Here is a 12,967-nt window from a genome sequence, read left to right on the forward strand (position 1 = left end):
TTCGCCGGGGTGACGACCGGTGGGAGGAGTCCGGTGACAGCGTCGACGTCGGCCGCGGGAGGTCACGGCCCGGGCGCTCGGGAGAGCGACTACGAGCCCGACCCGCAGCGGTGGCGTGCCTTGTGGGTCACGCTGGTGGCCGGTTTCATGAGCCTGCTCGACGTGACGATCGTGGCGGTCGCCCTGCCCACCGTCCAGCGTGACCTGCACGCCTCCCCCGCACAGGTGCAGTGGGTGGTGTCCGGGTACGCGCTGACGTTCGCGCTCGCCCTGGTCACCGCCGGCCGTCTCGGCGACGCGCTGGACCGCCGCCGCATCTTCCTGCTGGCCCTCGGCGGTTTCGTCGTCTTCAGCGCGGGCTGCGGAGCCGCCCCCGACATCACGCTGCTGGTGGTGGCCCGCCTCGCCCAGGGCCTGGCGGCCGGCTTCATGGCCCCGCAGAACTCCGCGCTCATCCAGCAGATGTTCCGTGGCGCCGAACGCGGCCGGGCCTTCGGGTTCTTCGGGGCCACCGTCGGCATCTCGTCCGCCGCCGGCCCGATCACCGGCGGCACCATCCTCGCCCTCGCCTCCGGTGAGCAGGGCTGGCGCTGGATCTTCTACGTCAACGTCCCCATCGGCATCCTCGCCGTCCTCCTCGGCCGCCGGCTGCTGCCCCGCACCCGGCGCTCCGGGCGGGGACACCTGGACGTGCCGGGCATCGCGCTGCTCGGTCTCGGTGTCCTCGCGCTGATGTACCCGCTGGTCCAGGCGGACTCCGGAGGCATCAGCCGGCTGTGGTGGCTGTTCCCCGTGGGCGCCGCGGTCCTCGTCGTCTTCGCCCGGTGGCAGCGCCGCCTGGTCGCCCGGGACACCCAGCCACTGCTGGACCCACGCCTGTTCACCACCGTGCGCGGTTACGCGGTGGGCGCCGGGATCGGCACGCTGTACTTCATCGGCTTCAGCGGTGTCTGGCTGGTCTTCGCCCTGTTCTACCAGCGCGGCCTCGGCTTCTCCCCGCTGATGTCCGGGCTCGCCGTCACGCCCTTCGCCATCGGCTCGGCCAGCGCCGCCGTGGTCGCCGGCCGGCTGGTGGAGCGGTTCGGCCGCGTGCTCACCGTGTGCGGCCTCGCCGGTGTGATCGCCGGCTTCGGCGGCACCGCGCTGCTGCTGCGCCTGGCGCCCCTGCACAGCGCGCCGTGGCTCGCCGCGCCCGTCCTGTTCCTCGGCGGCATCGGGAGCGGCTTCGTGGTCTCCCCCAACATCACCATGACGCTGCGGGACGTGCCCGTGCGCATGGCGGGCGCGGCGGGCGGCGCCCTCCAGACCGGGCAGCGGCTGGGCGCCGCGCTGGGGACCGCCGCCCTGCCCGGCCTGTTCTACCTGGTGCTCGGCGGCAGCGGGGACTACCGCGGCGCCGTCGTCACCGCGCTGTGCTGCGCGCTCGCCGGCATGGCGGCCGCCCTGGCGCTCGCGGTGTTCGACTGGCGGCGCGACCGGGGCGCCGACCGGCCGAAGCGAGGGGGCCGGGACGAGGACGCCGACGACGCGCTGCACGTCCGGCACCTCTGACCCGGCACGGCGGCCCGCCCCCGGGAGGGAGCGGACCGCCGGCACCGGCGTGCGCCGGTTACAGCACGCGTTCCAGCCGGTCCGCCATCAGCTTGACGAACCGGGCCGGCTCCTTCGGCTGGCCCCCTTCGGCGAGGACGGCCAGGCCGTGCAGGAGCTCGGCGGTCTCGGCCAGCTCCGCGCGGTCCTCGCGCTCCTTGAACGCCTGGTTGAGGCCCTTGACCAGCTGGTGGTCCGGGTTCAGCTCCAGGATCCGCTTGGCGCGGGGCACCTCCTGCCCCATCGCGCGGTACATGTTCTCCAGGGCCGGGGTCAGGTCCTGCGCGTCGGAGACGACGCAGGCCGGCGACACGGTGAGCCGGGAGGAGAGGCGGACCTCCTTGATGTCCTCGGTCAGCTGCTCCTTCATCCAGTCGAGCAGCCCGGCGTACTCCTCGCTCTGCTTCTCCCGCTCGCCGTCGGCGGTGTCGTCGTCCTCGGCGTCGAGGTCGATGCGGCCCTTGGCGACGGAGCGCAGCTTCTTGCCCTCGTACTCGCCGACGGCGTCGGCCCACACCTCGTCGACGGCGTCGGTGAGCAGCAGCACCTCGATGCCACGCTCCCGGAACGCCTCCATGTGCGGGGAGTTCTCGATGCTCTGCCGGGACTCGCCGGTCAGGTAGTAGATGTCCTCCTGGCCGTCGCGCATCCGCTCCACGTACTGCTTGAGGGTGGTCGGCTCGGTGTCGTGGTGGGTGCTGGCGAACGACGCGACGGCGAGGAGCGCGTCACGGTTCTCCGCGTCGGTGACCAGGCCCTCCTTGAGCGCGGTGCCGAACTCCCGCCAGAACGTGGCGTAGCGCTCCTGGTCCTTGGCCATCATGTCCTTGACCGTGGACAGGACCTTCTTCGTCAGCCGGCGCCGCATCATCTCGATGTGCCGGTCCTGCTGGAGGATCTCGCGGGACACGTTCAGCGACAGGTCGGCCGCGTCCACGACGCCCTTGACGAAGCGCAGGTACGGCGGCAGCAGCGCCTCGCAGTCGTCCATGATGAACACCCGCTTGACGTACAGTTGCACGCCGCGCTTGGCGTCCCGGGTGAACAGGTCGTGGGGGGCGTGCTCGGGGAGGAAGAGCAGCGCCTGGTACTCGAAGGTGCCCTCCGCCTGGAGCCGGATCGTCTCCAGCGGGTCGCGCCAGTCGTGGGCGATGTGCTTGTACAGCTCGTGGTACTCGTCGTCGGTCACCTCGTCGCGCGGCCGGGCCCAGAGCGCCTTCATGCTGTTCAGCGTCTCGGGTTCGGGCCTCGCGGCGTCCGCGTCGCCCGTGGCGGGGGCCTCGGGCACCATCCGGATCGGCCAGGTGATGAAGTCCGAGTACCGCTGGATGATCTCCTTGATCTTCCACGGCGAGGTGTAGTCGTGGAGCTGGTTCTCCGGGTCGGCCGGCTTGAGGTGCAGCGTCACCGAGGTGCCCTGGGGCGCGTCGTCGACCGCCTCCAGCGTGTACGTGCCCTCGCCGCGGGAGGTCCAGCGGGTGCCCCGGGCCTCGCCGGCCCGCCGGGTCAGCAGGGTGACCTCGTCCGCCACCATGAAGCCGGAGTAGAAACCGACGCCGAACTGGCCGATGAGCCCCTCGGTGCCGCCCCCGTCCTGGGCCTCCCGCAGCTCCCTGAGGAACTCGGCGGTGCCCGAGTTGGCGATCGTGCCGATGAGCCGGCCGACGTCCTCGTACGACATCCCGATGCCGTTGTCCCGCACGGTCAGGGTGCGGGCGTCCTTGTCGACGTCGATCTCGATGTGCGGATCGGACACGTCGGCGTCGAGGGTGTCGTCCCTGAGCTTCTCCAGACGCAGTTTGTCCAGCGCGTCGGAGGCGTTGGAGACGAGTTCCCGCAGGAAGACGTCTTTGTTCGAGTAGACCGAGTGGATCATCAGCTGGAGCAGCTGACGGGCCTCTACCTGGAACTCGAAAGTCTCGGTCGGCATGTTCGTGTGTACCTCGCAGGTCCTGTCGCCGGAACTGGTGCCAGACACTGTAAAACACCACGTCACGGCGGTGGCCGGAATCCGACGGCGATGGCTGGATCCCTGGTGGTCATGGCCGCCGTGTCCCCGGGTACCCGGCCGGTCCCGGCCCGGCTCCGCGATAGGGGCCGACGGGCCGTCCGGCAGTCTCACCAGGACAACGGAGGCGCACAGATGAGCACGGTCAAGGAAGCGGTGGAAGTCGACGTCCCCGTCCACACCGCCTACAACCAGTGGACGCAGTTCGAGGAGTTCCCGAACTTCATGGAGGGCGTCGAGGAGGTCACCCAGCTGGACGCCCAGCACAATCACTGGACCACGAAGATCGCCGGGGTACGCCGCGAGTTCGACACCGAGATCGTCGACCAGTTGGCCGACGAGCGCATCACCTGGCGCACGACGACCGGCGACACCCAGCAGAAGGGCACGGTCCGCTTCGAGCGCCTGGACGACTCCCACACCAAGGTCGAGCTGGTGATGGAGGTGGAGCCCAGCGGTGCCGCCGAGAAGGTCGCGGACATGGTCGGCACCGTCGACCGGCGCGTCAAGGGCGACATGCGGCGGTTCAAGCAGTACATCGAGCAGCACGGCGAGGAGTCCGGTGCCTGGCGCGGTCGCATCCGGCCCGGCGACTCCTCCGACCCCGGCGACTCCGCCGGTCCCCTCCTCTGACCGCACCCCGCACGAGACACCGGGCGCCGGCACCGCCCCACCGAGGACACGGGGCGCCGCCGGCGTCTGCCGCTCCGTGAGCACGGGGCACGGCTCACGAGGACGTCAGGGCGCGGGGACGACCTCGTGGCCCGCGGCACGCAGGACGCCGGCCGCGTCGTCGTACCGGTCGGCGGGGACGAGTACGAGGTCGGAGTGGAAGGTGGACGTGACGAACACCGGGATGCCGCCGGAGCCCAGCGGCTGGACCACGGCGGCCAGCATGCCCGGCAGATCCAGGCCGTGGGGGTCGTCGCCGTACAGGCCGGTCCACAGCTCCTCCTCGCCGGTGGCGTCGGGGGACGCCTCCCGCAGGACGGTCAGGCCCTCGGGAGCGCGCACGACCGCGTACCAGTCGTCGTCGGCGGGCCGCGCGTGACCGGCGACGTGCTCGATCCGGAAGCGGGCGGGCAGTGTCAGCAATCTGCGCCGGGGAGGGGTCATGCGGTGAGCGTAGTCGTGCCGCCGCTCCCGGCCCGAGCTGCCCTCAGCTCGGCTCCCACTGCTTGCGGGGAGGCGGCGGGGCCGCCAGCGCGCTGCGGAACGTGTCCTTCAGACTCTTCGGCGGCGCCTCCCTCTCCTCCACCGTGTGCACGAGCCGGGCCGTGGTCACCCGTATGTGACACTCCCGGTGCCGCTGCCGCAGGAGCACCACCCAGGCGCCGTCCCCGGTGCGGAGGGCGTGCCGCGCCGGTTCGTCTCCCGGCCGGGCGTGGCGCGCCAGCGTGTCCGGCAGGTGGTGCAGCGCGGCGTCCTCGGCCACCTCGGCGGCCCGGGCCTCGTCCCCGTCGATGGGGTGGGCGGCCGTCAGCATCCACCGGTGCAGTTTGAGCGACGTGCCGTCGACGCGTTCCGTCACTCTCGTGTCCTCCTCGATGAGGACGTACCACTGAGCGGTCATGCCCGTCGCCCGTCTGTCTTCGTGTTCATGATGCACCGCATCCTGCCACCTTGATCATCATCGCCTCCCGTCGGGCCGGACGACGAGCCGGTTCGTCGACGTGGGCGCCGGGATCACGTCCGGGAGGCCGTCTCCAGGTCTCGTTTGAGGTTGCGCAGGGTCCTGTCGATGTTGCCCGTCTGGAACTCGGCGAACGTCCTGCCGCGGGTGGCGACCCGGTCGAAGAGGCGTGCCACGGGGTCGGGCCAGGCGCGCCGGTCGTCCGTCCAGGTCTCCGTCACCCGGCAGCCGGTGCCCTCCGGCGCGAAGGTGTACTCCCAGGTGGCGATGGGGCCGCGCAGCCGCGGGCGCTTCACCCCGATCGCGTGGACGCGGAACGCGAAGCGGTGGCCGGGATCGGCGGCGGTCACCGTGCACCGGGTGACCCAGCGGAACGCCCCCCGCTTGTTCCGGCCCTCGAACGTGGTGCCCACGGTGGCCTGCGGGCCCGGCACCCCGTCCACCGTGCCGAGGTTCTCGGGGCTCCACCGGCCCATGTCGCCGGGGCGGGACACCGCCTCGTAGACCGTCTCGGGCGGGACCTCGATGACGATACTGCGGGACACGGTGAATACGCGGGTCACGGCGACGCCCTTCCAGGGGGACACGTTCTCTACTTGCGAGTAGCAATCGTGGCACGCCGGGGGCGGACAGCCCGGAGCGGTGCCGGAGAAGCGGTCGCCGAGGGCGCGGACACCCCTGGGGAGCCACCGCGGCGCGGGACCGCGCGCGGCCGGATTCTTTCGGTCGGACCGGCGGCCGCGAACATTCCCGGCACGTACCGCATCTCACCGGGGGAAGGCAGATCCGAAAACCGCGACGAAGGAGCACGCGACTCATGACGACTCGGCAGCACAGGAGTCACACCACCCGGGCCACCGCGACGGGCGCCCGGTCCGGACACGGCCGCCGGCACCTCGGCCGGGCGATACTCGCCGTGACGACCGCCGCCGGACTGGGCATCGCCGGCGCGGGTGCCGCGCGGGCCGCCGGTACGGGAGCGGCCGCCGCGACGCCCACCTGCGCCGTGTCCGCCCTGAGCGCCTCGTTCGGCAAGCAGCTGGCCGGTGGCATGAACCATCAGGGGGTGGTCCTCCGCCTGACGAACACCGGTGCCCGCACCTGCCTGCTGCGGGGCTTCCCCGGCCTCGGCCTGGAGAACGGCGCGCACCGCACGCTGCACTCGGCCACCCACTGGGGCGACACCTGGTACGCGAAGAGCCCCGCCAAGTCCACCCTGACCCTCCGCAAGGGCGGGGGCGCCGAGGCGGTCATGTCCTGGACCCACGCCAACACCGGCACCCCCGACGCCGTCCGTGCCGCCTACCTCCAGGTGACGCCGCCGGCCGCGACCAACCACAAGACGCTCGCGTTCCCGCAGTGGGTGGACCAGGGCGACCTCCGGGTCACCGCTCTCGCGTACCGGATCGACGTCTCGGACTGACCCGTCCACGGTCACGCCCCCGCGCGCGACGGCCGGGACCGAGGCGATATCGAGCCGACCTCGCGGCATGGCCGACGGAGCCGGGATCGAGCCGGCCGGTGCGCTCCCGCACCGGCCGGCCGCACGTGCGTGTCCCGACCGCCCCGCGGCGCGCGGGACCGCCACACTCGACGCACCGTGGCATGCACGCGCGCACGAAGGGAACCCGCCCGCCCATGCGGATCGACCTGACAGGACGCACAGCCCTGGTCACCGGCTCCACGCAGGGGATCGGCGCGGCCATCGCCCTCGCTCTCGCCCGGGCCGGCGCCCGCGTGGGGGTCAACGGCCGCGACGAACGGCGGGTGGCCGACGCCGTCGAGTCGCTGGCCGGCCAGGTGCCCGGCGCGGAACTGGTGCCGGTGGCCGCCGACGTGTCCGGCGAGGAAGGCGCGGCCCGGGTGGCCGAGGTACTGCCGCGGGTGGACATTCTCGTCAACAACCTCGGCGTCTTCGGCACGGCCGACCCCCTGGAGATCACCGACGCGGAGTGGCGGCGCTACTTCGAGGTCAACGTGCTGGCCGCCGTGCGGCTGACGCGGCAGTACCTGCCGGGCATGACGGAGCGCGGCTGGGGACGCGTGCAGTACGTCGCCAGCGACTCGGCGGTCGCCATCCCCGCGGAGATGATCCACTACGGGATGTCGAAGACCGCGCTGCTGGCGGTGAGCCGCGGGTTCGCCAAGAAGGCGGCGGGCACGGGCGTCACGGTGAACTCCGTCATCGCCGGACCCACGCACACCGGGGGCGTCGAGGACTTCGTGTACGAACTCGTCGACCGGGACGTGCCCTGGGAGGAGGCGCAGCGGACGTTCATGCGCGAACACCGCCCGCAGTCGCTGATCCAGCGGCTGATCGAGCCGGAGGAGATCGCCCACATGGTGGTGTACCTCAGTTCGGAGCAGGCGTCGGCCACGACCGGCGGGGCGCTGCGCGTCGACGGCGGGTACGTCGACTCGATCCTGCCCTGAGGCCGGGGGCCCGAGGGGGCGTGGGGAAGGCCGCGCCGGGCCGCCGGTTCGCGCGCCGCGCCCGCCGACGGGCCGCGCACGCCCCCGCGTTCACCCGTAGGGGCCAATCTCGCGGCCGGCCCGGGGCCCTGGCGCATGACCGGCCCCCGGACGGTGAGACATCGGACATGACCGAACCAGCACAGGGGGGCCCGCTCCCGGGGCCGCGGCGCCCTGCCGTGTACGACGTGGTGTTCCGGGCGGACTTCACCTCGGCGGCACAGTGGGTCGCGGGCCGCTCGTGGGCCTATCCGGGAGGGGGCCCGGTCAATCCGGGCGACGACAAACTGGACTACCTGGTACCCGACCCCGGCTACAGCCGCTCGGGGGTGTTCCGGGCCGACCGCCGGCCGGACGGGAGGTGGAACACCGGGCTGCTCACCACCGAGGGCAGCGAGGAGGGGTTCACGGTCCGGCCGGGGGACGTGCTGGAGGTCCGGGTACGGCTGCCGCGGGAGATCGGCGCCTGGCCGGCCATCTGGACGTGGCGGGACGGTGACCAGGAGATCGACGTCTTCGAGTACCACCCGGACAACCCGGACCTGCTGGAACTCACCAACCACGTGCACGGCGCCAACCGCTACGTGCGGGACGACGCCGTCCGTCCCGGCGCCTGGATCGCGCTGCGCACCGAGTTCGGGGCCCGCTCCGTGGTCTGGTGGCTGAACGGCACTCAGGTCTTCTCGGACAGTCGGGGTGTGGGACGCCACTGGTACGCCTATCTGATCGTCAACCTGTCGGTGTGCGGCGGGCGGTACCACCCGCCGCCCGAACCCGGGACGACCGGGATGACGTACGAGGTGGCCGACCTCGTCGTGCGGCGCCCCGCCGCGGGCGGGGCCGGGCACGGCACGGCGGCCGCCGCCGGGCACCCCGGGCCGGCACCCGAGGCGGAGGACGGCGAGCGGCGGCCGGCCGGGCCGTGACCCGGACCCGGACGGGGTTCCCCGGGCCGCCCGGGAATCCCGTCCGGGTCCGGCGGTCAGCCGTGGGAGACCGTCAGCCCGTAGAAGGCGACCCGCGCTCCCTTGGTGGTGCTGTCCGAGGACGACTGGTTGTACGAGCCGGCCTTGAAGTACTGCTTGTACGGCTTGAAGGAGGACGGGATGGCGTAGTGGGTGGTGCTGCCGTTGACGGTCAGGTCGATGGTGTTGCCGCCGGAGACGGCGATGGTGTAGGTCCAGGTCTTGCCGGTCGCGACGTGTCCCACGGTGTGCGTGGTCTGGCCGCCGGAGGGCGAGTCCTCGGTGCCGAGGACGATGTCGCCGTCGGCGTGGTAGTACAGCTCGACCAGCGGCTTGGTGGAGGAGCCGCCGGTGCCGAGGTGGATCTGGCCGACGCAGACGTTGGACGTCACGGACACGACGCGGAGCGTCGCGCTCAGCCGGTGGGAGCCGCTCAGGGACCAGTCGGCGGCGCTGCCGTCGCGGTTCGTCTCCCGCAGTTCGGAGCGGGCGTAGTGCGAGTTGGGGGTCGTGACCCCCTTCTCCGGTGCCCAGAAGGTCATCGCCCCGTCGCGCGTGTCGGTGTAGAAGTACGCGTCCTGGTAGCCGTTCGCCCCCTGGAGGCGGGAGGAGGGAATGGTGGTCGGCGATCCGGGTGAGCCGACCGGTTCCTGGAGCTGCCATACGGACAGGTCGAAGTTGCCGCCGGGCGCGACGTGCGGATCGGCGGCGTTCGCGCTGCCGTCGCCGAACGCCGCCAGGGTGCCGACGAGACCCGCGACGGTCATCGTCGCGAGGAGCCTGGAACGGGTCATGTGGGGGGCCTCCCGAAGAGGGTGGGTGGATCACGGCGAACGTTCAGCATGCTGAACGTTGTGCGCGTTCTTGGATGGCTCGTGGATCCGTGAACCTAAAAGTCCGGACCAGGCGCGTCAAGGGGTCGGGGTGAGAAAGCGTGACCGAGCGGGGAAACCGCCGCGTCCGCTTTGTACGGGACCGGTGACATCGCCGGTCCGGCCGGCCCGCGCGGGGATGCACAGTGATGCCACCGTCCGGTGACGGCACTCCCCGGCCCGCGCGTCCCCGTCCGTGGTCCCGGTGCACCCGTGGGCCGCAGGCGCGTTGTGCCGGTGCACCGCGCCGGGGCACGGGCGTTGTGCGGTGTCACAAGGCGGGCCGCGCCGGTTACCCGGAAAAGCGCAGGTGGCAGCGGTGCCAGCCTGGTCGGGCGGCCCGGAGGTGCGGCTTCCACGCTTCCTTACGCGTCAGTAAGGTCGCGGGAATGACCGGACAGACGCCTGTGGAACCGTGCGGCCCGCGCTACCGGCCGGGCCCGCAGCGGCACGCGACGGCCGCGCTGTGGGACCGGTTGCGCGGCGCCGGGGCCTGCGTCGTGACCGGTGAACCCGGCAGCGGTCGCTCGGCCTTCCTCTCCTGGGCCGCCCGCGCGTTCACCGCCGGGCCGGTCCTGGCCGTACCCGCGGACGCCACGCCGTACCGGCGGCCGGATGACGGGCTCCGCGCGCTGTGCCGCGCGGCCGGGGTACCGGGCGGCGCCGTGGGCGACGCCGGCCAGGAGCGGGACGTCCTCGGTGCGCTGGAGGCGACGGCCGGGTCCGGGACCACGCTCCTCTGCGTCGACGACGCCGACCGGTGGGACGCGCCCTCCCGGGCCGCCCTCGGCCGGCTCGCCGCCCGCCGCCCCGCGGGCAGCCGGGTCGCCGTCCTGCTCGCCGTCGCCGGACACCGGCCGGTGGACCCGGAGTTCGCCGGTCTGCCGCTGCTGCGCCTGGCCCCCCTCGCCCCGGCGGACGCCGCCTCACTGCTGGACGACGCCACGCGGGGCGCGCTGGACCGCGCGGTGCGCGACGATGTCGTGGCCGCGGCGGACGGCAACCCCGCGCTGCTGCTGCGCCTGCTGGACCGCCTGACCCCGGCTCAGCTGCGCGGCCTCGCGCCCCTGCCGCGTCCGCTGGCCGACGCCGGGACACTGACCGCGCTGGCCGGTGGCCACCTCGCCGGACTGCTCCCCGCCCAGGGCGACCTGCTCCTGGTGACCGCGGCGGCCGCGCAGGTGCCCGGTGAGCCGACGGTCGGGGCCGACCTCGCACGACGCGCGGCCGCGCGGCTCTCCCGGCACACCCCGTGGTCCGGCGGCCCGCCCCCGAGGCCGTACCCCCCGGTGCTCGCCGGCCCCGCGCCCGCCTCTCGCCCCCACCGGACCCTCACCGACCCGGTACGGCGGCAGGACACCGGCACCGCCATGCCCGAGCCGCTCGTCGCCGCCGACGGCCGGCTCGGCTTCCACAGCGCCCTGCTGTGCCGCACCGTGTACGTCGGCGCGCCGGCCGAGCGGCGCCGTGCCGCCCATGCCGCCCTGGCCCACGAGCTGCCCGACGGAGGGGGTCTGCCGGCGCTGCTGCACCGCTCCTGGGCCGTGCCGGCCCCCGCCCCGTCGCTCGCCGCCCACCTCGCGGCCGCCGCGGCCGACCCGGCACAGCCGGCCCCGCCCGCGCTGCGCTGCGCCGCCCACACCCGCGCCGCCGAGCTGACACCGGACGCGGCCCGGCAGCTCCGGTGGTACACCGCCGCCGCCGAACAGGCGGTGCTGGCCGGGCGGTCCGCCCACGCGCTGCGACTGCTCGACACCGTCCGCGGCCGCCCGGCGCCCCCGGAGCTGCGCGCACGTGCCGAGCTGCTGCGCGGGACCGTACTGCGCTGGGACGGCCCGGTCGACGACGCCCGGGAGACCCTGTCGCTCGCGGCGGCCCTGTTCGCGCCCCACGACCCCGGACGCTCCGCCGAGGCCGCGCTGGCCGCGGCGGACGCCGCCTGGTCGGCGGGCGACCTCCCCGCCTGCCTGCGAGCGCTGGCGGAGGGACCGGAGGCCGTCCCAGCCGTCCCAGCCGGGGACCATGCGCCCCACCCCGGTCCCGGGCACCCTCTCCCGCCGGCCCCCTCCCCCGCCGCCACCGCGGCACCCGAAACGTCCCGTGCGGCCGTCCTGAGCGACCACCGCGCGGGCCTACGAGCCGTCCTGCTGGGCCGTTTCGACGAGGCCGCCGCGCCCCTGCGGCGCGTCATGAACCACGCGTGGGCGGCGGACGCGCCCGGACCGCCCCGCCCCGCACGCGGACCCGCGCCCGCCCCGCGCCCGGAGGACGACCTGGAGCGGTTCCTGCGGGCGGCCGCGGCGGCGCTGCTGCTCGGGGACACCGCGGCGGCCCGGCGCGCGGGCGCGCGGGCGCTCGCGGTGGCCCGTACCGAGCGGTCCGCCGCACACGAGGCGCAGGCCCTGGAGTACCTGGCCTACGCCGAACTGCGCGCCGGACGGCACGCGCTGGCCCGTACGCACGCCGAGGAGGGGCTGCGCACCGCGTACCGCGCCGGGCAGCGCAACACGGCCGCCCACCACCACGCCGTGCTGGCCCTGGCGGCGTCGATCGAGGGCGAGGCGCACACCGTCGCCGAGCAGGTGACGGCCGCGCTGGAGATCGCCCGGCGGCACGGACTGGCCCAGGCCGCGGCGCTCGCCCAGTGGGCGACCGCCCGCGCCGACCTGGGCCACGGGCGGCCACGCGAGGCGGCCGAACGGCTCGGCCCGCTGGTGCGGCCCGGCCCGGGGCGTGGCCACTTCGCCGTCTGGATGCTCGCCGTACCGTGCTACGTGGAGGCGTGCGCGCCGGCCGGGCAGCCGGACGCGGCCCGGGAGGCGGTCGAGGACTTCGCGCGCTGGGCGGCGTGCGGCGCCGACCCGCAGGCCCCCGCCCAACTGCTGCGCTGCCGCGCCCTGCTGGCGCCGCCCGAGAGCGCCGACCCGCTGTACCGGGAGGCGCTGCGCCGGCACGAGGAGGCCGCCGGTGACTTCGAACGGGCGCGCACGGAACTGCTCTACGGCAAGTGGCTGCGCAGACGCCGTCGCCTGCGCGAGGCACGTGCCCGGCTGCGGGCGGCCCAGCTCGGCTTCGAGCGGTGCGGCGCCCGCCCCTGGGCCCAGCAGGCGGCGGCGGAGCTCCGGGCGAACGGGGTGGCCGGGGTCGCCGGAGTGGCCGAGGCGGCCGGGCCGGGCGGGGCGCTGCCCCGGGGCGGCGCCCGGCCGGACGCGCTGGCCCGGCTGACGCCGCAGCAGCTGCGCATCGCCAGGGGTGTCGCCGAGGGCCTGACCAACCGTGAGGTCGCCTTCAGCCTGTCGGTCAGCGCCCGCACCGTCGACTACCACCTGCGCAACGTCTTCGCCGCCCTCGGTGTGCGGTCCCGGATGGAACTGGCGCGCATGGTGGAGCGGGGGGAAAAGCCCGCTGCACACCCCTAGGGACCGAC

At 74.2% G+C, this 12,967-nt stretch carries 11 protein-coding genes; 6 read left to right on the forward strand and 5 right to left on the reverse strand.

Translation table 11 applies throughout. The annotated features are described in order from the left end of the window. Positions 1 to 33: 33 nt before the first annotated feature. Positions 34 to 1,551 carry an MFS transporter gene (locus ACIQVT_RS13395; protein WP_403751550.1) on the forward strand — a complete coding sequence of 506 codons (1,518 nt, stop codon included), beginning with the start codon at positions 34 to 36 and terminating at the stop codon, positions 1,549 to 1,551. Positions 1,552 to 1,609: 58 nt separating this feature from the next. On the opposite strand, the gene htpG is transcribed toward ACIQVT_RS13395, so the two are convergent. Then, positions 1,610 to 3,520: a molecular chaperone HtpG gene (gene htpG / locus ACIQVT_RS13400; protein ID WP_403751552.1), complete on the reverse strand. Its 1,911-nt coding sequence runs from the start codon at positions 3,518 to 3,520 to the stop codon at positions 1,610 to 1,612. 213 nt (positions 3,521 to 3,733) lie between these two features. Here htpG and ACIQVT_RS13405 point away from each other — a divergent pair, with 213 nt between their 5' ends. Continuing rightward, positions 3,734 to 4,231 (forward strand): SRPBCC family protein, encoded by a 498-nt coding sequence (locus ACIQVT_RS13405; protein WP_403751554.1) that lies wholly within the window; start codon positions 3,734 to 3,736, stop codon positions 4,229 to 4,231. A 105-nt stretch (positions 4,232 to 4,336) separates the two neighbouring features. Here ACIQVT_RS13405 and ACIQVT_RS13410 read toward each other — a convergent pair whose 3' ends face one another. The 3 genes from ACIQVT_RS13410 to ACIQVT_RS13420 form a co-directional block, all read right to left on the reverse strand. Continuing rightward, on the reverse strand, positions 4,337 to 4,693 hold the full coding sequence (locus ACIQVT_RS13410) for an ACT domain-containing protein (RefSeq protein ID WP_403751556.1): 357 nt from the start codon (positions 4,691 to 4,693) through the stop codon (positions 4,337 to 4,339). Positions 4,694 to 4,757: 64 nt separating this feature from the next. Next, positions 4,758 to 5,171: a hypothetical protein gene (locus tag ACIQVT_RS13415; protein WP_403751558.1), complete on the reverse strand. Its 414-nt coding sequence runs from the start codon at positions 5,169 to 5,171 to the stop codon at positions 4,758 to 4,760. Positions 5,172 to 5,284: 113 nt separating this feature from the next. Continuing rightward, the gene (locus tag ACIQVT_RS13420) at positions 5,285 to 5,794 is read right to left on the reverse strand and encodes an SRPBCC family protein (protein ID WP_403751560.1); all 510 of its coding nucleotides are present in this window, start codon (positions 5,792 to 5,794) and stop codon (positions 5,285 to 5,287) included. 254 nt (positions 5,795 to 6,048) lie between these two features. On the opposite strand from ACIQVT_RS13420, the gene ACIQVT_RS13425 reads away from it, so the two are divergent. From ACIQVT_RS13425 to ACIQVT_RS13435, 3 genes are all read left to right on the forward strand, one after another. Continuing rightward, a complete protein-coding gene (locus ACIQVT_RS13425; RefSeq protein WP_403751562.1) occupies positions 6,049 to 6,654 on the forward strand; it encodes a DUF4232 domain-containing protein in 606 nt (201 codons plus the stop codon). Positions 6,655 to 6,869: 215 nt separating this feature from the next. Then, entirely contained in the window at positions 6,870 to 7,664 is a 795-nt protein-coding gene (locus ACIQVT_RS13430) for an SDR family NAD(P)-dependent oxidoreductase (RefSeq protein WP_403751564.1), read from the forward strand. A 167-nt stretch (positions 7,665 to 7,831) separates the two neighbouring features. After that, positions 7,832 to 8,629 carry a beta-glucanase gene (locus tag ACIQVT_RS13435; RefSeq protein WP_403751566.1) on the forward strand — a complete coding sequence of 266 codons (798 nt, stop codon included), beginning with the start codon at positions 7,832 to 7,834 and terminating at the stop codon, positions 8,627 to 8,629. Positions 8,630 to 8,685: 56 nt separating this feature from the next. Here the strand turns inward: ACIQVT_RS13435 and ACIQVT_RS13440 are convergent, their stop codons facing one another. Beyond that, entirely contained in the window at positions 8,686 to 9,462 is a 777-nt protein-coding gene (locus ACIQVT_RS13440; RefSeq protein WP_403751568.1) for a polysaccharide lyase family 7 protein, read from the reverse strand. Between the two features lie 467 nt (positions 9,463 to 9,929). On the opposite strand from ACIQVT_RS13440, the gene ACIQVT_RS13445 reads away from it, so the two are divergent. Continuing rightward, positions 9,930 to 12,959 (forward strand): LuxR C-terminal-related transcriptional regulator, encoded by a 3,030-nt coding sequence (locus tag ACIQVT_RS13445; RefSeq protein WP_403751570.1) that lies wholly within the window; start codon positions 9,930 to 9,932, stop codon positions 12,957 to 12,959. Positions 12,960 to 12,967 lie beyond the last annotated feature (8 nt).

This window comes from Streptomyces sp. NPDC100445 (assembly GCF_044759735.1).
Lineage (GTDB): Bacteria > Actinomycetota > Actinomycetes > Streptomycetales > Streptomycetaceae > Streptomyces.